This window comes from Streptomyces sp. NPDC058239 (assembly GCF_042882185.1).
Taxonomy (GTDB): domain Bacteria; phylum Actinomycetota; class Actinomycetes; order Streptomycetales; family Streptomycetaceae; genus Streptomyces.
Genome location: NZ_JBHVWS010000039.1, coordinates 1 through 18,892 on the forward strand (window position 1 = coordinate 1; position 18,892 = coordinate 18,892).

General features: G+C 67.9%; 26 protein-coding genes and 1 pseudogene. 9 read left to right on the plus strand and 18 right to left on the minus strand.

What is annotated here, in order from left to right; all coding sequences use genetic code 11:
- Window positions 1-181 precede the first annotated feature (181 nt).
- The 18 genes from ACFVYE_RS31915 to ACFVYE_RS32000 form a co-directional block, all read right to left on the minus strand.
- The gene (locus ACFVYE_RS31915; protein WP_389607839.1) at window positions 182-697 is read right to left on the minus strand and encodes a hypothetical protein; all 516 of its coding nucleotides are present in this window, start codon (window positions 695-697) and stop codon (window positions 182-184) included.
- 196 nt (window positions 698-893) lie between these two features.
- A complete protein-coding gene (locus ACFVYE_RS31920) occupies window positions 894-3,047 on the minus strand; it encodes a hypothetical protein (RefSeq protein WP_389607840.1) in 2,154 nt (717 codons plus the stop codon).
- A 19-nt stretch (window positions 3,048-3,066) separates the two neighbouring features.
- Window positions 3,067-5,049, minus strand: a complete 1,983-nt coding sequence (locus ACFVYE_RS31925) for a hypothetical protein (RefSeq protein ID WP_389607841.1) — start codon at window positions 5,047-5,049, stop codon at window positions 3,067-3,069.
- 277 nt (window positions 5,050-5,326) lie between these two features.
- On the minus strand, window positions 5,327-5,533 hold the full coding sequence (locus tag ACFVYE_RS31930; RefSeq protein ID WP_389607842.1) for a hypothetical protein: 207 nt from the start codon (window positions 5,531-5,533) through the stop codon (window positions 5,327-5,329).
- A 19-nt stretch (window positions 5,534-5,552) separates the two neighbouring features.
- Window positions 5,553-6,821 (minus strand): DUF2637 domain-containing protein, encoded by a 1,269-nt coding sequence (locus ACFVYE_RS31935; protein ID WP_389607843.1) that lies wholly within the window; start codon window positions 6,819-6,821, stop codon window positions 5,553-5,555.
- Between the two features lie 35 nt (window positions 6,822-6,856).
- On the minus strand, window positions 6,857-7,084 hold the full coding sequence (locus ACFVYE_RS31940) for a hypothetical protein (protein ID WP_389607844.1): 228 nt from the start codon (window positions 7,082-7,084) through the stop codon (window positions 6,857-6,859).
- 21 nt (window positions 7,085-7,105) lie between these two features.
- Window positions 7,106-7,714 carry a hypothetical protein gene (locus tag ACFVYE_RS31945; RefSeq protein WP_389607845.1) on the minus strand — a complete coding sequence of 203 codons (609 nt, stop codon included), beginning with the start codon at window positions 7,712-7,714 and terminating at the stop codon, window positions 7,106-7,108.
- On the minus strand, window positions 7,711-7,842 hold the full coding sequence (locus ACFVYE_RS31950) for a hypothetical protein (protein WP_389607846.1): 132 nt from the start codon (window positions 7,840-7,842) through the stop codon (window positions 7,711-7,713). The genes ACFVYE_RS31945 and ACFVYE_RS31950 overlap by 4 nt, the downstream gene beginning before the upstream one ends.
- On the minus strand, window positions 7,842-8,201 hold the full coding sequence (locus tag ACFVYE_RS31955; RefSeq protein WP_389607847.1) for a hypothetical protein: 360 nt from the start codon (window positions 8,199-8,201) through the stop codon (window positions 7,842-7,844). The genes ACFVYE_RS31950 and ACFVYE_RS31955 overlap by 1 nt, the downstream gene beginning before the upstream one ends.
- 100 nt (window positions 8,202-8,301) lie before the next feature.
- Window positions 8,302-8,469 (minus strand): hypothetical protein, encoded by a 168-nt coding sequence (locus ACFVYE_RS31960; RefSeq protein WP_389607848.1) that lies wholly within the window; start codon window positions 8,467-8,469, stop codon window positions 8,302-8,304.
- Between the two features lie 95 nt (window positions 8,470-8,564).
- On the minus strand, window positions 8,565-8,870 hold the full coding sequence (locus ACFVYE_RS31965; protein WP_389607849.1) for a hypothetical protein: 306 nt from the start codon (window positions 8,868-8,870) through the stop codon (window positions 8,565-8,567).
- 102 nt (window positions 8,871-8,972) lie between these two features.
- Entirely contained in the window at window positions 8,973-9,305 is a 333-nt protein-coding gene (locus ACFVYE_RS31970) for a hypothetical protein (protein ID WP_389607850.1), read from the minus strand.
- Between the two features lie 69 nt (window positions 9,306-9,374).
- Window positions 9,375-9,554, minus strand: a complete 180-nt coding sequence (locus ACFVYE_RS31975) for a hypothetical protein (protein ID WP_356089356.1) — start codon at window positions 9,552-9,554, stop codon at window positions 9,375-9,377.
- A gap of 15 nt (window positions 9,555-9,569) precedes the next feature.
- Complete coding sequence (locus ACFVYE_RS31980; protein WP_389607851.1) at window positions 9,570-9,965, minus strand: hypothetical protein; 396 nt, start codon at window positions 9,963-9,965, stop codon at window positions 9,570-9,572.
- On the minus strand, window positions 9,962-10,099 hold the full coding sequence (locus ACFVYE_RS31985; RefSeq protein WP_389607852.1) for a hypothetical protein: 138 nt from the start codon (window positions 10,097-10,099) through the stop codon (window positions 9,962-9,964). The genes ACFVYE_RS31980 and ACFVYE_RS31985 overlap by 4 nt, the downstream gene beginning before the upstream one ends.
- The gene (locus tag ACFVYE_RS31990; RefSeq protein WP_389607853.1) at window positions 10,096-10,518 is read right to left on the minus strand and encodes a hypothetical protein; all 423 of its coding nucleotides are present in this window, start codon (window positions 10,516-10,518) and stop codon (window positions 10,096-10,098) included. Before ACFVYE_RS31990 ends, ACFVYE_RS31985 begins: the two co-directional genes overlap by 4 nt.
- Window position 10,519: 1 nt before the next feature.
- The gene (locus ACFVYE_RS31995) at window positions 10,520-10,687 is read right to left on the minus strand and encodes a hypothetical protein (protein ID WP_389607854.1); all 168 of its coding nucleotides are present in this window, start codon (window positions 10,685-10,687) and stop codon (window positions 10,520-10,522) included.
- 1 nt (window position 10,688) lies between these two features.
- A complete protein-coding gene (locus ACFVYE_RS32000) occupies window positions 10,689-11,015 on the minus strand; it encodes a hypothetical protein (RefSeq protein WP_389607855.1) in 327 nt (108 codons plus the stop codon).
- 187 nt (window positions 11,016-11,202) lie between these two features.
- On the opposite strand from ACFVYE_RS32000, the gene ACFVYE_RS32005 reads away from it, so the two are divergent.
- The 9 genes and pseudogenes from ACFVYE_RS32005 (at window position 11,203) to ACFVYE_RS32045 (ending at window position 18,886) form a co-directional block, all read left to right on the plus strand.
- Complete coding sequence (locus ACFVYE_RS32005; RefSeq protein ID WP_389607856.1) at window positions 11,203-11,484, plus strand: helix-turn-helix transcriptional regulator; 282 nt, start codon at window positions 11,203-11,205, stop codon at window positions 11,482-11,484.
- A 214-nt stretch (window positions 11,485-11,698) separates the two neighbouring features.
- Window positions 11,699-13,117, plus strand: a complete 1,419-nt coding sequence (locus tag ACFVYE_RS32010; protein WP_389607857.1) for a helix-turn-helix domain-containing protein — start codon at window positions 11,699-11,701, stop codon at window positions 13,115-13,117.
- An 11-nt stretch (window positions 13,118-13,128) separates the two neighbouring features.
- Window positions 13,129-14,270 (plus strand): annotated as a pseudogene (locus ACFVYE_RS32015) (dihydrofolate reductase family protein).
- A 208-nt stretch (window positions 14,271-14,478) separates the two neighbouring features.
- Window positions 14,479-14,775, plus strand: a complete 297-nt coding sequence (locus ACFVYE_RS32020) for a hypothetical protein (RefSeq protein WP_389607858.1) — start codon at window positions 14,479-14,481, stop codon at window positions 14,773-14,775.
- Between the two features lie 351 nt (window positions 14,776-15,126).
- The gene (locus ACFVYE_RS32025; RefSeq protein WP_389607859.1) at window positions 15,127-16,455 is read left to right on the plus strand and encodes a hypothetical protein; all 1,329 of its coding nucleotides are present in this window, start codon (window positions 15,127-15,129) and stop codon (window positions 16,453-16,455) included.
- Between the two features lie 78 nt (window positions 16,456-16,533).
- Window positions 16,534-16,899, plus strand: a complete 366-nt coding sequence (locus tag ACFVYE_RS32030; RefSeq protein WP_389607860.1) for a hypothetical protein — start codon at window positions 16,534-16,536, stop codon at window positions 16,897-16,899.
- A 440-nt stretch (window positions 16,900-17,339) separates the two neighbouring features.
- Window positions 17,340-17,924 carry a hypothetical protein gene (locus ACFVYE_RS32035; protein WP_389607861.1) on the plus strand — a complete coding sequence of 195 codons (585 nt, stop codon included), beginning with the start codon at window positions 17,340-17,342 and terminating at the stop codon, window positions 17,922-17,924.
- 192 nt (window positions 17,925-18,116) lie between these two features.
- Window positions 18,117-18,389 carry a DUF6225 family protein gene (locus tag ACFVYE_RS32040; protein WP_389607862.1) on the plus strand — a complete coding sequence of 91 codons (273 nt, stop codon included), beginning with the start codon at window positions 18,117-18,119 and terminating at the stop codon, window positions 18,387-18,389.
- A gap of 77 nt (window positions 18,390-18,466) precedes the next feature.
- Window positions 18,467-18,886, plus strand: coding sequence for a hypothetical protein (locus ACFVYE_RS32045; RefSeq protein WP_389607863.1), 420 nt, complete (start codon window positions 18,467-18,469; stop codon window positions 18,884-18,886).
- The last annotated feature ends 6 nt before the right edge of the window (window positions 18,887-18,892 follow it).

Here is an 18,892-nt window from a genome sequence, read left to right on the forward strand (position 1 = left end):
GGCGATGCGGAGCTGGGAGCGCTGGCTGAGGTGAGCAATGGCGGATCCGGCGAGGGTGCCGAGGACTGCGACGATGGTGGTGATCATGAGGGCGTCTCTCCTGTCCGGTGGTCGAGCCATGGTGTGAACTGGTCGTGTTCTCGGCGGGCGGTAACCATGCTGGGTCGGGGCACCGCGGGGGTCATCGGGGCAGCTGGTTGCGGGTGTTGGCGATGACGCCGCGGGTCTGGGTGTGGATGCTGCGCTTGTCGACGGTTACGTTGCCGTTGTAGTGGTGGTGGACGGGGGCGGGCGCGGCCTCGACCGTCGCCTTGATGCGGGCGACGAGGCGGCCGACGGCGAGGGCCAGGGCGACCGGGGTGCCGCAGATGATGCCGAGCGCCATCGGATCGACCTGGCCAACGATCCAGAGAGCTCCGCCGACCGGGAGTGACACGACACCGACGGCTTTCAGGACTCCGCTAGCGTCGATGGCCCATTGCGACATGGGGGGCTGGCCGGGCTGGGCTACGGGCGGGGTGGGGCCGATTCGCGAACCATCCCTCCAGGAGGGGATCTCCGGGTCGTCAACGCGGACAGAGGTGGCCTGCTGGCTGTAGGCCTCGTTGACGGCATCGGCAATCTGAAGGGCGGCGGCACGGGCGGCGGTCCGGTCTGGGGTGGGCTGCTTCGCGTCAGACAAGCTGATGTTCTTCATTGGGGGTTCCTTTGCATAGCGGCGGGCGGTGAGGGAGGACACAGAAAGCCCCCGGGTACGACCCGGGGGCTTTCCTGGTCGCGTGCTGGATCAGTCGATGTCCGGCTCGTTGCGTGACTGCTCGTTGAAGTAGATGGCGGCGAACCGCACCGCCGAGTCTTCGCTGAGCCCGGCCTTCTTCAGGCCGCCAATCAGCTCAGCCATGTGGAGCATCGCCTCGTCCATCGGCGTCATCTTCAGGTCCGGGAACTCGTCCGGCTGCATGGGGAACCTCACCGCTCTCAGGGGCCGCGTAGGTTCCATCATCGCCCCTGACGAGCTTGTCCTGCAGGCCGAGTTTGGTGCACAGGTCACGGAAGGTTCGGTCCGACTTGTCGTAGCCAGCCCTGACCATCAGCGGGTAGATCTCGGACGGCTTGGCCGGTCGACCCTGTGCCGCGAACAGTTCGAGCGCGAGTTCGTCGTTTGACTTCGGGCGCGGCGACGACTTCGCAAGCTCGATCGCAGCCTCTTGCTGTGCGGCCCGCTCGAGCTCGTCTTCATCGATCAGAGCCTCGGTCAGGCGGGGGATGTCGGCGCTCTTCCCGGACGCGGGCGCCTCGCCCGGGTCGAGTAGCAGCGCAGGCGACACCGGGGTTTCCCATGAGCTGTACAGCTCCCACACTGACTCGTGCATCCGGTCGGGGGTGACGTTGCCGTGTGCGTCGCCACGCAGGTTCGGGATGATGCGGGCCCAGCGCTGCGACCAGGCGAGGCCCATCGCCCGGGCGGTGACCTCGTCTATGTCCGGGCGGATCGGGGAGAGCTCGCGTGCCGCGTCCATGAACAGCGACTGCATCCGCGCGTAGTCGTCGCTGCCCTCGTTGAACGCTTCGGCCATCGTGGCGTACGCCTTTGCTGGCGTCGGCTGAAACGGGCCCTTCGTCGTCGACATGTACGCCACGGTGCCCGGGTCGGTGAAGATCGCCATGTCGGGGGCGCCGGCGTCGGGGAACAGCATCTGCAGCTCAGACGAGTTGTTCGTTCGCAGGCCGATACGGCCGGGGGTGAGCTCGTCCATCGTGCCGGTGATGTACTCGCGGGTCGCGCGCAGCCCGGTGTTGCTCACACGAACGTTGACCGAGCGGCCCTCTTCGATGATGAAGTCGATGCCCTGAAGGACGTCGTCCGGCATCGACTTTGTTTCGTCGACGCGGATGTGGATAGCGGGGATGTCCGGGCGCGCAGGCAGGTTGTCGACGTCCTCGTCCTCAAGAAGGTCGGCGTACTCCGTTTTGCGCGCAGCGATGGCTGCCTGCGCTGCCTGGATCACAAGGCGGCACTCGTCTGCGGTCGTGGCCGGCCAGTCGATGAGGGGGCGTCCGATGCCGTACCGCAGGTACGGATTCACGAAGACCGCGGACATCTTCGCCGAGGTGTCGAGGTCGATGACGATCGCGTCGACGCAGCGGACGAGGCCGAGGCCGAGCGTCTTCATCAGGGCGGTCTTGCCGGATCCCTGGGCGCCGATCGCGATGAACCCTTCGTCCTTCAGGTTCAGGCCAGCTTCGTCGCCGTTTCCGATGACACCGAACCCGACCGGCTTGTTGATCGTGGTCGGTGTCAGCTTCGGGTACGGGATCGCGCCGGACATCATGTTCTTCCGGGTGATCGCGATGAAGACCACGTTCCGGGGGACGTTCGGGCCGCCGGCGTTGAAGCTCACGCCGCCTCCCTTCGGCAGGTGCAGGGCCCCGGCGAGGGCGGCTTCGTACCCGCGGAGGGCGTCGATGTTCATGTGCGCCGGAAGGGTGATCTTCACGGTCTCCCCGGCGCCGCTCGGCCACTTGTCGACGATCGGGTCGGCAACGGCGCCCTCGATGCCGCACACGTCATCGAGGAGGCATGCCCATGAGTCCTGCGCGCCCTTAATCTGCTGTCCCTGCTCCAGGCGGCGGTCGAGTTCCTTCTCGGCGGCGCGGGTTTCCTCGCCCCACCGGTCCATGCCGATGTTCACGGCCGCCCCAGTTGCCCAGATGGCTCCACCGAACGCCATCTTCAGCAGGGTCGGGCCTTCGGCGAGCGTGTACGACAGCCAGCCGGTCATGGACAGCCATGAGGCGGCCCGGGCGACGGTGACGCGCCGCCATGACCCGCGGGCCTTCTCGTACATGACCGCGGCGCCCGTGCAGATGACGCCGGCACCGGCGCCGGCTTCCCACGGAATGTTGGCGAGCGGGGCGACGAGCGCGGAGGCGACAGCAAGTTCGCTGCCCCACGCAACGAGCCGTCCGGGGGTGACGGCGTCTCGCGAGAAGTCCCATCGCTTCGGTTTGTCGGTGAGCGTCACCGGCAGTTCTGCACTGGACATGGTGTGTCTCCTTTCTTGGTTACTCGGACGACCCGGGTCGGCCGACGACGTCCCACTTCCGTTCGGCGTGCGCCCCCTTGCCGGCGCGGCCCTTGGCGTTCAGGCGCAGCTCACGCTGGTGTGCCTTCTGTGCCGCCTTGATCGCCTTCCTGAGTTCGGAGGAGATGCGGGCGACCTGCCCGGCGGTCCGCAGGACGGTGTCGTCGACGACGCCCTCGGTCGGCCATGTCTTCGTCATGCGCCGGTAGAGCTTGGTGATCGAGTCGGCGACGGCCTCCACGCCGGCGGCCGAGCCGGCTACTTCGGACAGGACGGTGACCATGTGGCCGCGGTTGAAGCCCTTCATCAGGTTGATCAGCTTCTTTGTGCTGCCGTCCGAGGCCGGTACGAGCTTGCTGCCGCCCTTCTGGCCGCCACCGCCCGACGAGCTACCAGCAGGCAGGGCAAGACGTGCTGAGTGTGCCGAGGCGATCGCGGCGCGCAGTTTCGCGGCGTCGAGCGTTCCGGGGGCGTTGCGGATGTTCCACCGTTCCTCGCCGATGCGCGGGTCGAGGACGCGGATGATGTCCTCGCGGTGTGATTGGACGAAGACGACCATGATGTTCTCGGCCATCACGCCAGCTGTCCGGGCTGCCACGGCGGCGTTGTTCAGGTGCTTGATCACGGACGGGTGCAGAGGTGCTGTGCGTGCGAGGGCGCGGCCGGCTTCCTGTACGGCGGTCGACAGGTTCTTGCACATGTTCGGAATGCCGGTCAGTTCGACGATGTGATCCGCCATGTCGGCGTCGTCGTCGCTGTGCAGGCCATGGGCGAGCTGTTCCGCCATGGCGCGCAGGATCGCGAAGGACGTCGAACCTCGGAAGTCGATCTGTCGCGCGATGGCGACGCCGGCCGTGCGGGTGCCAGTCGGTGCGGCCTGAATCGCGGGGTAGTTCACGGGGGTAGTCCTCGATTTCTTGGCTGCTGCGGTCAGGGCGAGCAGGTGGTCTTCATGGTGTAGTTCGACGTCGACGTGGTGGTTGGCCTGGCGGATCACTTCGAGCTTCACCTTGCGGGGGTCGCCGGCGTGGCCGTCCCGTGCCGCTTGCTCGGCGGCCTTTCGGCCGAGGGCGGTTGCCTCGCGGCGGCGCTGCCTTTCGCGCTTCGCGCGGACGAGCGCGATCCGGTCCTCGTCAATGACCTCGGCGTCGATGACCTCGCCGGGTGCGTCGTCGGGCTTCGGGGGCAGGTCGTCGTCGACGAGCTCGGCATCGATGTATTCGTCCGGGTCGTAATCGGGCTTCGGCGGGAGATCGCCGCCGCCTTTCGGGCCCTTCGGGGCTTTCGGGTCGAGGCCGTCGCGGGCCGTGGTCGACGAGGCGTCGTCGTTCCCGCGCTTCTTCTTGTCCTTGTCGCCTCGGTCACGCCACGGCCGCTCGCTGCTCGGCTGCTTGCCCCGGTCATTCAGCTTCAGCCCGTCCTTCAGGCCGTCCTTCAGACCCTTCGCCCCGCCGTCAGCACCGGCCTTCCCGCCGCCGCCCTTCGGGTCGTTGCCGCCTTTCCCCTTGCCCGAGCCGTCGCCCTTCCCGTTCTTCGGCGTCTTGTCGGTCTTGTCGCGGTTCTTCAGCTTGTCGCCGAGGTCCTTCCCGAGCTTGGCGAGCTTGTCGGCGACCGGGTCCTTCGTCTTCGGTTTCCGGTGATTCCCGGTCCCGTCGGTCCCGTTCCCGCGACCGTTTCCGTTTCCGTTGCCGTTCGGCGTGCAGTGCTGGCCGCCGCCCGGGCTGTTGTTCCTGCCCCCGCCGCCGTTGTTCCGGCCGCCATTTCCGCGCCCGTTCCCGGAGGAGTCGCGGCCCGAACTTCCGGCACCGGCACCGTTCTGGTTGGTGTTCTCGTCGTGCTCGCGGCGCCTGCTGCGCCACATCGCGGCGGCAGCAAGAGCGGGGCCGGCGACGCCGCCGATGATGGCGCCGACCGGGCCAGCGACAAGGAACCCGACCCCGATCGCCGCCGCTTCTCCGCTCACGCTGTGTGAGATAGCCGCGTATCCGTTACGTAGAGAATTGTCTGTGTTGCCCTGAGATTGGCGGGGGGCGGGGCGGGGCGGGGAAACGCTGCGGGGCTGCTGAACGACCACCAGGGGCCCTTGTGAGCCGTTTTCGCTTCCGCCCCGCCCCGCCCCGCCACCCACACCGTCACCCACCGTAGTGGTCGCGGGTGTTGTCGAGCTGGGATCGATCGAGAAGATCGTGTCTGCGCTCACCTCCTGCACTTCCTTTCAATGAGAGTTCTGAGTGGGTGGTCTAGAGGGGATTGCCGGCGTATCCGGAGGCCTCGTAGGGGTGCTGGTGGCGCAGGTTCTCGATGTTCTGGAGGGCCGCGTACAGCTCGGCGCGGATCTCCTCCATGTCCAGGTCCGGAGTGCGGGTCTCGGTCGTCTCAAGGGCGTCGGTTCCGGTGGGACGAAGGTCGGGGCTGGCGAACGGGAAGAGTGCGAGCGCGGTAGTCATCGGGGTGGGCTCCTTCGTCCTAGGCAGCGGTACGCAGAGTGCGGAAGTGGCGGGCGATCTGGACCGCGCGGTCCGAGGCGATGGACCCGCCGAGTTCGTTGCGGATCACGTCGCTGATGGACCGCTTGCTGATGGACCGGTCCGCGGTCCGCAGCGTCTCGATGGCGGTCCGTTCGAGGTCCGTCAGCGTCAGGTCCGCTGCATCGTGGTCCGCGGACCGGGCGGTGTGGTCCGGGTTCGTGTTCTGCTCGTGGACCGGTCCGCGGTCCGTCTGCGGCGTGGTTGCGGCGTCGGTCTGGACCGGACCGGAAGTGGTCCGGGATGCGGGGAGGGCAGGGCGGTCCGGTCCAGTGGTCCGGACCGGGGCCGGGTCACGGTCCATGTCCGCGGTCCGGTCCAGACGGTCCGCGGTCCGGACGGCCGGGGCGGTCCACGGTCCACGGTCCGGTCCACCAGTGATGGCCGGGCGGTCCTCGGTCCGGTCCACCTGTGACGGTCCGTTCGTCTCTGCTCGGTCCAGGGCTTGCGGTCCGCGGTCCGTGGTCCGGTCCGTCCGGTCCAGGGTCACGTCGGTGGTGGACCGGTGGACCGTGATGATGGCCTCGGCGCGGTCCGCGGCAAGGTCCTCACGCCGCTGGGCGACCGCTTCGTGCTCGGTGAGCGCGGCCTTGATGTGAGCGTCCACGGTCTTGCGGGCGCGGAACGGGTGCGCCATCCACGCCCACTTGCCGAGCGTGGGGAGCGCCTGGGGAACGCGGCCGAGGTTCCGGAGCGTCTCGCGGTGGGCGAACTTGTGGAACATCAGGAACGCGAGCTCGGCGATGCCGGGGGCCGCGGCAAGGATGACGCCGCCAACGGTTCCCCAGTGCTCGAGCTGGGCGTGCTTCCAGTTGACCCAGCTGGACGCGGTAACCATGGCGAGCATGGCGGTGCGGGGGGCGAGGCCGCTGTCGGTGGTGGTGGCGTAGCGCTGGGAGAGGAGGGCGAAGAAGAGGGCGGCGCCGTCGAACATGCCGCAGCCGAGAAGGGCGATGAAGTCGGGGACGTGGAAGGTGGTGGTGAGGAGGGTGTAGATGGACCAGGTGCCAACGGCAAGGGCGGCGGTCATGACGGCGACGAGGACAATGCGGATGGCCCAGTCGGCGACGGTCTTGCCGTAGAGGAGGCGGTCGAACATGGGGTTGGGCTGGTCCGGGGTGTGGGTGGTGGCCCCGGCGTTGGGCAGGGGCTGCCAGTCCCCGAGGATGGGGGCGGTGGGCGGCTGCGCGCCGGCCGGGGTGGTGGTCACGGGATCGGTGTCCTTTCGGTGGTTGGTGCGGGTGGTCAGACGGTGGCCTGGGGCGTAGGGCGGGGCTTCCGTCCGTGGTGGACGAGGCCGGCGTTGAGGTAGTCGAACGCTTCGTCCTCGGTGATGCGGAGCTCGTAGCGGCCGAAGGCGAGAGCGATGAATTCGTCTGTCGTGGGGGCGTCGGCGTCCCGGCCGAGGATGAGGTCGGTGGCGATGTTCATGAGGCGGGCGTGGCGCTGGTTGGCGCGGAACTTCTTCAGCATCGGGTTCGGTGTCCTTTCGGGTCAGGCGGTGCAGGAGGGGCGGCGCCGGTTGGGCAGCCCGGCAATGTGGGCGATTTCATCGCCTGCGAGGTGGGTGTGGTGGTTGAGGGCATGGGCGACGCGGGTGACAGCGGCCCAGTGCTGGTCCAGGGCGTGGTCGGCGAGGTCGTGGACGACCGTGTAGTCGATCTCCTTGTCGCCGAATCCGACGTGCGGGTTGATGGCCAGGAAGGAGTTCCGGTCTCCGCGGGCGCCGACTTCGTTGGCGACGGCACGCTCGGGGGTCCACAGGCCGTCTTCGCGGAGCCACCGGTCGACGGCGCGTTCGCCTGCCGCGGAGTAGGTGGCGTAGGCGTGGCCGTCGGCGAGGTTGCAGGCGTGGGTCACTCCGCCTTCGGGGGTGGTTGCCGGTCCCTTGACGATTTGTGCGTGGTGGAGGTGGGCTCCGCCGATGAGTGCGGCGACGGCGTGTCCGGCTTCGTGGATGGCGCGGGCGTAGTCGACCAGGTCGGACGGGAGGCTGTAGGCGTCGTCGCTGTCGCCCTGGACGCTGGGGGCGTCGTTGCGGGTGGGGTAGGGGACGCCGTTGAGCTCGATGCCGTCGTGCCACTGGGTTGTCACGGTGGTCATCGGGTTCGGTGTCCTTTCCAGGTGAGTGCGGTGGCGGCGAGGCAGAAGAGTGCGGGCCATGCCTGGTCGGCGTAGATGGCGAGGAGGGTGAGGGCGGCGAATGCGTATCCGCCGAGTCGGCTGCGCATCAGGCGGTGGTCGGGGTGCGGTGGTTGTGGCGGCAGATCGGGCAGGCCTTCTCGTTGCCGTCGATGGCCCAGGCGAAGGTGAGGTAGAGGCCGACGGGCATGAATGCGGTGGCGATGACGGTGGGGGCTGCCAGCCACGCGAACACGACCAGGGCGATGCCGGCGATGGTGGCGGTGCGGCTGGTGCTGAGGTGGTGGATGGCCTGGAGTGCCTGGTAGGCGGGGTAGGTGAGGCGGCGCATCCGGAAGGCGAGGCGGGTTTCGTGGCTGGTCTCGGCGATGACCTGGTAGCTGTCGATGTCGCTGTCGGTCCAGGTGGTGGGGTTGCCGTGCTGGTTGCGGAACTGGGCGGGGGTCACGGTGGTGCTCCTTCCGGGTGTTGAGCTGGTGGGTGGTTCGGGGAGTGCCCTGGGCCGGAGTCGATCCGGCAGCCTCGCGCCGTGTTCCAGGGCGGTGGGGTCAGCGAGCCGGGTGGGCGTCGGTCTGCCCTGTCGTCCAGCCCTTGTCCTGCAGGTGCTGCTCGACCTTGGCCACCGCCTCCTGGCTGGTCTCGGCCTGGACGGTGGCGAACTGGGTGCCGGTGGCCTGAGCGTCGCTGATCTCGGTGGTGGTGTGGAACTTGGGCATGGGGTTCTCCTTCGGTTGGTGGTGCGGGCTCCGGTTGGTTCGGGCCTCTCTGCCGCCACCAGCCGGCGGGGCTGGGGACGACAGGGCGGGCCGGGTCAGGCGGTCGGCTTCGGCATGGCGCGGCACTTCTCGGCGTGCGTCTGGGCCCACTCCCAAGCGAGGCGAGACGGCTCGGCGAGCGACAGGCAGTCGGGGTCGCCGCCGCGCTTCTTGGCCAAGAAGCGCGCGATCTCCATGTCGTAGGTGGCGGTGGACCCGCAGGGCGTGCAGCGCGCGGTGTCGTAGTCATCCGCGTGGCTGATGACTTCGGTGCAGATCGAGGGGTCGGAAAGGGCCTCCCCTGCGACGGTGATGTAGCGGGCGATGACGCCCTCGGGCCAGGTGGTGGTCTGCGTGGTCATGGCCGGTCCTTCCGGGTGTGCGGCGGGCTGATGGTTGGGGGTGCGGGGTCCGGTCGTCTGTCGGCTCGGCGACCGGACCCCGCATCGGGGCGGACGTGCCGCTCAGGCGGCGAGAATGCGGCGCGCAGCCTCGCGGACGGGGCGCTGGTTGTCCTCGAACGACGCCTCGAGGTTCTTCGCGAAGCCGAGCGCGATCTCGGCTTCTGCCTCGGTGAGCGGAATGTTCTTGAGGTAGCCGCCGTACATGGCGTCGGTCTGGCCGATGACGTCCTGCACGGTCGCGGCGGGCTCGTCGCCGTCCCACTTGCCGTACCTGATGAGTTCGCTGGCGGCGTGGCGGCCCATGCGCAGTCGTCCCTCAACGCGGCGCTGCTCGCGGCGGCGAAGGTTGCGGGCCTCGCGCCGCTGCTCGTCGGTGGCGGGGGTGGCGGTCATGGCGGGTCCTTTCGGTTGGGGTGGGGGTCCGGTCTGTCGGCTCGGCCGGACCCCCGTGGGGTTGGGTGGTCAGTCGCCGTAGTTCTCGGGGAGTCCGTGGCGTCGCAGCCACTCGCCCTCGTAGTCACTACGGCCGACCGACTCGAAGGTGGCGCGGGCGTCGTTGACCTCGGCGTCGGTCATCTCGGGGGTGGTCTTGTTCGCCCAGCTCTTGCCGGTGAGGTCGGGCCAGCGGTCGGCGGATCCCATGAGCGGTCCTTTCGGTTAGTGGCTGGCGATGGCGCCGGAGGCTTCGGATGCGGGCTGGTGAAGCTGGGGGTCGGTAAGGTCGAACAGGGCGGTTTCGCCGTGCTGCTGGGCGGCCTTCTGCTGGTCGAGGGGGAGCTGACGGAGGCACGGGTTGGTGTCGGCGGTGGAGAGTCGGGCCACAAGGTGGGCGAGGGCGGTGAGGATGTCGGTGCCGTCGGATGATCCGGCGAGCGCGGCAAGGAGGGTTTGGGTCTTGTCGGCGCTGTGCCGGTCGAGGGCGAGGAGGCGGATGCCGTCGCGGATGAGGTTGATCCCGGCGTGGATTCCGGTCAGGCGGTCGAGGACGTAGGCGAGGTCGTCGTCGAGGGGCGGGACCTGGTTGCCGTCGGTGTGGACGGGGTTGGTGGTCACTGCTGGCCCCCGAGGAGCTTCGCGAGGGCTTCGGATGCCTCCGCAGCAGCCCTGAGGGCCTCGGCGTTCCGTTCCAGAGCTGCCTGCAGTTCGGCGGCGGCGTCAGTGTTGGCCTGCTGCTCTTCGGCGGTCACAGCACGTCCCCGTCCCACTCGCCGGTGACGAGCTGCTCGTACGCGACCAGGGAGGCGTCGGCGTCCTGTGAGTTGAAGACGTCGTCGAGGAGGTCCTGGGGGTCGATGCCGTCGAACAGGTCCTGCACGTCGGCGTAGATCTGGGGGTGGGTGTGTGCGACTGCGGCTGCGGACCACTGGCTGGGCTCAAGGGCTGCGAGGTGGGCGTCCTGGGCGGCACGGTCTGCAGCGTCCTCAAGGACTGTGACCGCGTTCTCGACACCGGCCTCGGTGAGCTCGATCCGCATGATCTCGTCTCCCCGGTCGGTCAGGATCGCGAGCCGGGCGACGGTCGGCGCACCCGGGGTCCGGGGGTCGAGACCGGCTAAGGCGCGGATGATCGCAATACCGGCACGCATCGGGTCGTGGAAGATGCCCATCTCAGTCCACCTCCCCGCGCATGACAGCCATCAGGAAGTCGTCGAGAACGATCGGGGCGACGTCCGGGCGGGTGGAGTCGTGGAGTTCGAGGTTCTGCCCGTTGTCGGCAGCGGTGCGGATGGCGTCACCGTCGGGGTTCGCCATGTCGATGCGGGTCGTGTTCGCCATCTCAGGCCACCGCCTTGAGGACGCGGTCGGAGCCGGTCCATGCGGTGCCGATCGCACCAACGGTGTCGGCGGAACGGTCGTGGACGACGATGGCGAACTGGGCGGCGCGACGCTTCAGGATGCGGCGGGCCTGGTCGCGGTCGGTGGTGACCTCGAGGACCTCGTAGATGCCGTCGGCGTTGTCGTAGACGACACCGGGCTTCCGCGGTCCGATCTGGCCGGCCACGACCTGGCGCAGGGCTTCGTCGATGACGGGGTCGGGGTGAACCTTGGTGACGTTGTCGCTGGGGTGCAGTGCCATGGCGGCACGCTGTGTGCGATCCTTCATGACGGATCGATCCTCCTGTTTGGGCAGGTAGGGCGTTTCCAAGTCCTTTGCGGTGTTCCACCACCGCTCGGGACAAGCGACCTCGGTCCGGCGAAAGCTGGCCCGGGGTCGTTCTGTTTTGCTGATACGAGAGTGCACCACCTGTTGGACATTGTCAAACAGGTTGGTCATACTGAGCGGAGACGAGATGCCCGAAAACCACGAACAGGAGGTCCCCGAGTTGTTGACCATCCCGGAGATCGCAAAGCGATGCGGGTTGAGTCGCCAGCGCGTGCACGGAATCGCCAAGTCCGACCCCGAGTTCCCATCGGCGGTCATCACGCCGGGCACCACCCGCGCGAAGTACCCGACCAAGGAGGTCGACAAGTACTTCGACTCCCGTGTGCTCCGCCCGGGTCGGCGAACTGACCTCGCGCAGAAGAAGGGAGCGGCCGATGAGGATCCCGGCAAGGACGGGAACGACAGTTGACGGGCTTCGTGCGAGGTCTCGTTCACGGCATCTCCTGGGGCCTGTAGCGGTCCGCGGCTACGGTGAGATCTGCTGGCAGATCCGTTGTAAGTCGCAGACCACAGGCCGCGGGAGGGGCTACATGAGGCCCCGTCGGCTGGCCACACAGGACACATGCGGTAGCGGACAGAAGCGCCGAAATGCCGCCGTGAGGCGGGGGATGGAGAGGCAGCTCATGGCGCAAAGGCCCAATGAGCTGACGCCGGAGGCCGGCCCGTGGCACCGGTGGGGATGCGACCTGCGTAAGGCGCGTGAGGCGCGCGGCATGTCGTTATCCGGGCTGAGCGCGCGGGTGACGTACAACGCCTCCTACCTGGCGAAGTTCGAACGTGCCGAACGCCCGGTGCCTCGTCATGCCGCCGTGGCGCTGGATGCAGCGCTGGACGTCTGCGGGGTGCTCCTGCGCGGCTGGGATGTGGCCGCACAGGAGGCGGGAGTCGGCACGCAGGCGCCTCGCGTTCATGTGGCCAGCCTGCCGGGCCATGTGGCCAGCGGTATGGACACGCTGGCCTTCCCAGGGCCGCAGCAGGCAGGCTCGCCGGGAGACGACACGGACACGTTGGTCGTCCCCTGCCGTACTCCTGAAGGGATCCGATTCGTGCCCGTGCCCCGCCGCGCTGTCCTTGCGTCCGGCCTGGTCGGTCTGGCCGCTGTCAGCCTTCCTGTTCCGGCGTTTGCCGCGCCATATTCCCCCGTCGGCTCGTCTGCGCCCACGCCGATCGAGCACTTCGCGCAGGTGCGGCGCGTCCTCATTCAGACCGACAATCTGATGGGCCCGCGTACCGTCTTGCCGGCCATCACGCAGAAGCTCGGCGAGTTGACCGTGCGGCGCCGCAATGCGCGCGGGAGGGATGCTGACCGGCTCCTCGAGCTGGAGACCCGGTTCGAGGAGCTCGCCGGATGGCTGTCGCAGGACATCGGGGATGAACGGGCCGCCTACGCGCACACCGCTCGAGCCCTGGACGACAGCCACATAGCCGGTGACACAGAACTGACTGCGTACATCCTGGGCCGAAAGGCACAGTTGGCGGCGGACATGGGGCACCGCAGTGATGCGCTCGGCCTCGCAACGGCCGCGCGGCGCACCGCCCCGACGGGGTCGCGACTGGAGGTCATCGCGGTGATGCACCAGGCGCACGGACATTCCCTGCTCGGCGAAAAGCTGGAAGCACTACGCGGCTACGACGAGGCGCTTCTCCTCCTCGATCGTGCGGATCGGGACGGCGTGTGGGGGTCATGGCTGGATGCGGCGTACATCCACACTGCCCGCGCCCGGTCACTGGCGGATCTGGGGTATCACGAGCAGGCCGTGACCGGCTTCCGTGACGCGCTGGAGGCGCTACCGGCCGGGTATCGGCGGGACCGCGGCGTGTACCTGGCGCGCGCAGCCCGCTCCCATGCCGGCGTCGGCGACATCGAGCAGGCTGCGGTGGTGGGGCTGGAGGCGGTACAGATCGCCGCGGAGACCAGTTCTGCCCGCATCATCGACCAGCTCGGCCTGCTGGACGTGACACTCGCCGCGACCCCGTCCACAGAAGGCGTCAGGGAGTTCCGTTCCGCGTTCGACCGCATCCTCTACCACCCTGCCCAGTGAAGGAGCTGACTGTGCCCCGCCCGCATGTACTGCTGTCCGCGGCCGTCTCGATCGACGGCTACCTCGACACGCGGCCCGGTGAGGACCGGCTGCTGCTGTCCAACGATGCCGACTTCGACCGCGTGGACGCGGTGCGCGCCTCGTGCGATGCCATCCTCGTCGGCTCTAACACGCTCCGCCTGGACAACCCGCGGCTGCTGGTGAAGTCGGAGCAGCGGCGCGCCGACAGGAAGGCCGCCGGCCTGCCGGAGTACCCGTTGAAGGTCACCGTGACGGCCAGCGGGGATCTGGACCCTGACTGGAAATTCTGGCACTACGGCGGACGAAAGGCCGTCTACGCGGCTGGCCAGGAAGCGACCGAGAAGGCCCGTGGCCTTGTCGGAGATCTCGCGGACGTGTACACGATGCCGATCGTGAAGCGATGGGAGATGCTGCTCGAGCATCTGCACTCGGAACACAGGGTACGTCGACTGATGGTCGAGGGCGGCGGGCGGGTCCACACCCAGTTCCTGCGGCAGGGGCTGGCCGACGAACTCCATCTCGTTGTCGCTCCGCTCCTAGTTGGCCAACCTGACGCGCCGCGCATGCTGGGCGAAGGCCCTTACCCGGGCGGCCCGCTGCACCGCATGCACCTGCTGGATTCCCAGCAAATCGGCGACGTGATCCTTCTGCGTTATGCCCCGAAGGAGACCAGCGACGGACAGGTGGCGGCGTGAACGACGCCCTGTGGCTCGCCATCGCGTGCGATCTGGCTGCTGAGTGCCCGCCGTCGAGCACAGCGTTCTCCGTCGGCGCCGTCATCGTCGACGCTGACGGCATGGAGGTGGCCCGCGGCTACTCCCGTGAAGGGGGTGACCCGCACCTACACGCCGAGGAGGCCGCTCTCGCCAAGGCTGCGGGGGATCTGCGGCTGCCCGGAGCGACGGTGTACTCCAGCCTCGAACCGTGCGCGCGGCGCGCTTCACGTCCCCGCGCCTGCGCTCAACTCCTCATCGACGCTGAGGTTCGGCGAGTGGTGACCGCGTGGCGGGAGCCTGACACGTTCGTCCCCGGCGCCGACGGCACGGAGATCCTCGAAGCGGCGGGCGTGACCGTGGTTGAACTGCCGGAGTTCAAACTGGCAGCAATGACACCGAACCAGCACCTGCTGTGAAGAGAGGAAGGGAAGCAATGCGTAGCCCGTGACGACTTGGGGCGTTTGATCAATAGCGGCCGACCGGTTCATCACACCGGCCGACCGCCCTTATGGCCGCCGACCTGCGAAGACAAGCGGCCACGTGAACCACTCCGCTAGAAGGGTTCGTAGTGAGACTACGCGTTTTTGCGGGACTCCGAAAAGGTCCCGCGGGGGTGCATCCCGCATGGTGAGCACCTCCGACAACCTGCCGCCGTTCGTCACCTTCGAGACCGGCGCGCGCCTGCTCGTCGAGCTCGGCATCGCCCAGCACGCCACCGGCGACACCATCCGCTACCTGGCCAGGACTCGAGAAGACTGGCCCTTCGGCGACGACGGAAACCGTCTCCCGTACATCCCGATCGCGAACGCTCGAACGATGGAGACCGGGGCGTTCCTGGAGTACTTCCGGAAGAACCCGCCCCAACCCGACGTGCGAGGCCCCGACAAGAGGCCGCGGGCCCGCCGTCCCAGGCGATCGTGATCGGGTTATCTGGCCGGCGACATCGCGCCTGGCCCAGAAACGGCAAGACGGCCGGAGAGTTCGCAGCTCCTACCGGCCGTCCAAGCACAACAGCGGGGTTCGAGCCCGCTGCATCACATGAGCCCCACCCTCTGAAAGCAGGTTCTCAGTGAGAACAGTATCGGGTGCGAGAGTTACGCCAACAAGTCCACGCTCTGTGATCCTCCGTACGGCGGGGGTGACGGTATGAGGAAGCGTGTTTCCCGGCCGCGCCGGTTTGCCGCTGTCGACAACGGCGCGATCGATGGCCTTCCGTCGATCCTCAGCATCGGTCTTCTGACCTGTCTGGTTCGGGCGAAGGATGGGGCTGACGTGAACGTCGAGACCCTGTCGAATGACTATGACGAGGGCGAGAAGTCCCTGTCGAAGGCCATGAGGGCTCTCGTCGAGGATGCTTACGTCGTCAAGTTCAAGATCCAGCGGGCAACGACGGAGACCGTCATCGAGGACGGCAAGGAAGTCGTGAAGCGTGGCGGGTCCTGGTACACGACGTTCACCGTGGACTCGATCCCGTTCACGGCGGCCGACGTGGCGGCGATGGTCGAGGAGATCTACGCCGAGGGCAACGTGAAGTCGCACCGGGTTGAGCCGACCAGGCTGGACCCCAAAAAGGCCTCTTCCGCGCCTTCCGGTCGACCGACACCCCCCGGAGGCGGTGTCGGTCCGACCAGGGGAAACGCGGCCTCGAACGAGGGTGACACCCCTGGTGAAGAGGCTCGACCGACACCCCCCTCAGGGGCCCCCGGTCGACCGACCCCCGGTGAGGGGGGTGCTCATATAAGGAAGAAAACTACTTCCGCGCGAGCCGCAGACGAACACCTTGAAGACGAGAGCGAGGCCCCTTCGGGGCGTAGCCCCGTGGACGTCCGTAGGACTTCAACCTCAGGTAGTAGTGCGCGTGAGGCTGAAGGCGGCTGCGCCGCGTCCGGCAAGACGAGCCCCTTCCCCGAACAGCACGACGACACCGACCGGCCGGCTCGAGGACAGAGAAGCGGCAGCAAGAAGGACAAGCACACCCGGGAGCAGCTGACCTTGGTTGCTGCTGTGCGGGCGCACTTCCCTGCCGAGTTCCTCGGGGGCCTGCCGGATGTTCCGACACTGTCTCAGGCGGTCCTTGACGCCCTCGCGGGCGATGTGCCGGCCGCGGACCGCACGGTGGAACAGCTCGGTGCTCGTATCCAGCAGCGGTGGAACCACCACGGCTGGGCGGAGAAGTACTACGCCGGGAAGATCGACTCCCTGGTTGGTGCCGCAGTGGCCATGGTTCGGCCGTTGAAGGCCGGGGATCGGTACGGGTGTGCGAACCCGCGGTGCGAGGCGGGCGTGGACGTCGACTCCAAGGAGGAGTGCCAGACGTGCCCGGCACGCCTCGAGGCCCGTAAGGCGCAGCGCGCCCAGGACCGCGGCCAGGATCTTACCGCTGGGGCGAACTCGGCCCCGGCGGGCACCGGTTCATCCGATGCGGCAATGCCGCCCCAGCGGTCCGTACGCGCCCCCGCGTCTCCCCCACTGGAATGCGACGGGCGGGACGGAATGTGCGGCAGGCCGCCCGAGCGCGGATCTTCCCTTTGCCAGGTGTGTCTTGCCGACGCGGCCGAGCAGCACGACATTGAAAACGCGGGCGCACCCGCCCCGTTCTGACAAGCCCGCTGTGGGCCGCCGCGAGACGGCCCACAGCGCCCAACGTCCTGTACACGACTGCCGAGAGGATGTAACCGCATGACCGCCCACCAGGCATCACAGCCGACACCTGACGAATGGAAGCGCGCGATCGATATGCTTCGCGAAGTTCAACGAACCCTTGTTGCCTCCGTTGATTCGGGGTGCGTTGAGGAGAACGACCATCACATTGTCGGCCTCCCCTCAGGCGTGCAGGACGCCATGCCAGGCGGAGCACGCATCGAAGCAGCGCTCCACGCGGTCATGGGCGCCAGACTGCTGATCCATCAGGCCATTTCCGGTGCTGAACTGCCCGGAGTGCCGATCCTTCAGCGCGCCCAGAATGACTTTGCTGTAGCAGGTGGCTATGTTGCGGCCACCTGGAGCACCGAACTTTCCGAACGAGTCAGCAAGCGCTCCAAGTAGGCCAGGCAGTTGTCGCATGCGGCGTCTCCGGGTCACGACCTGGGGGCGCCATTACTCGGCTATCGGTACCGGGGCCTGCACCGCCCGAAGCGGACCGCCAACGAGACTGAAACCTGACACCCAGTCCGGTTCGGACTTCGCGGCCGACCCGGGCTCAGTCGGCGGGCGTCCACGGTGGGGGTGGTGTGATGTTGATGGCGCCACAGTTCCAGCAGTCCCACTCGTCGACCACCCGGTACTGCTCGGTTCAGAAGCCGGCCGGCTTCCCGTACACCACGCAGTCCGCATCGCACCGCCAGCACTCGAACTCAAAGTTCACGCCGCACTCCTCCCCAGGACGTACGGCCGCCACTCTTCATGGCAGCGACAGGCTGAACTGGGGAACCACACCTTCGGACAAAGCCGCCGTCACCATGAACGACGTGTGCCAGGGTGGCCGCATGGTCCAGCACACAGACACCGGCCCCGTCGCCAACACCACCGAACTCCTCACCGCTCTGACCCAACTCGGGCTCCTGACCCGCCCCTTCACCCCGGAGGAGCTCACCGACGAGGAGAAGAACGCTGGCGGGGCCGAGCTGCTGAGGCTGCGCATGGCGCACGCCCTTGCCGGTCTGGCGGAGATGCAGGTCATGCACGCGGCCGTTGCTGCTGGTGAGGCCGGGCACGAGGGAACGGCCCTGATCCTGGCCGCCGACTACCTATACGAGGGCGCCAACCTGGGACACGACGACGGCGGCGCACAGACCGCGTTGCTGTACCTCCTCGCGCGGCGCCTGGAGGACCTCCTCACCAGCCGCACCGCCGCCATCCAGCGCGGAGACGACATTGCCCTGCCCCTCCTGGTCATGCCCGCAATGGGCATCGCAGGCTCCCTCTCCACCGTGCTGGGCCTCATCTCCAAGGACCCCGCCCACAGCGTCCAGGCCGAGAAGCTGCGGGAGACCGCCAGTCAGCTGCACGGCATGGCGGAGGTCCTGGAGGAGTTCGTCGGCCGTCACGAAAATGCCGCCCGCGATCACTAGTCAATGGCGCTACTTTGCGGCTGGTGTCCGAGGTAGGAGCATGGCCCGGTACGGTGTCCACCGGCCGGGTTCGGTTCACCGTCCGGTGATCAGTTCTTCACCCCGGCCCCCTGTACCCCGGATCAGCGCTCTGGCCCGGGGTACAGCCGTGTTCTCCCCCGGCCTGTCAGTGCCGTCCGGCATCCTGTGCCCATGGCCGACACTTTCGATCACACCCCGCAGGTATGGAACGCTGCGCAGCTCCGCGAAGCGATCAAAGACCTACCCGACGACGCCCCCATCCAAATCGGTGTCGCTGAGAGCCCCGCGAACTTCGACGGATACGACACCTTCGTGCTCGTGGACGCCGAACACGTCGAGAACTGGTGGCCAGCCACCTCCACCACACCAGAGCGCACGGAGACCGAGGAGGCGATCACCTTGTTTGCCGACTGGCGGCCCGACACGTACGACCAGCTCGACTGAACCTGCCGTGTTCTCCCGCAGGCTGTCAGTGGCCACTGCAAGACTGTCCGGACACGCCCCACACCGAGGAGAGCACCGTGGACCTGGACCGTGAGCCGCAGAAGATGGCGTACGCCGCCGCCGAAGAGATTCGCGCCCTGAACCACCGCTCCCTCGACATTAAGGCGTTCTACGGCGAGTACAACATCATCAACGCCGCCCCCAACCAGGTCGCCGGCATGGTCGGGGGGCTCTACACGCTCCTTGAACGGCTCCCCCAGTCGATCCAGCAGGCCTCCGCCGCCCTCCAGCACATCGAGGAACAGCAGGCCATCCGCATGGCCAACGGCGACGACCCGGGCGAAGCAACTTCGCGGGCGCTGCGGGCCCTGCTCGACGCGAAGCAGGCCATCCAGATCGCCCAGACCCACCTGCGGGAAGCGTCCGGTGTCATGTCGAACATGGGCGGGCACTTCATCGACGACGACGAGCTCGAGGACGCCGACACCGCGGTGTAGGAGTCG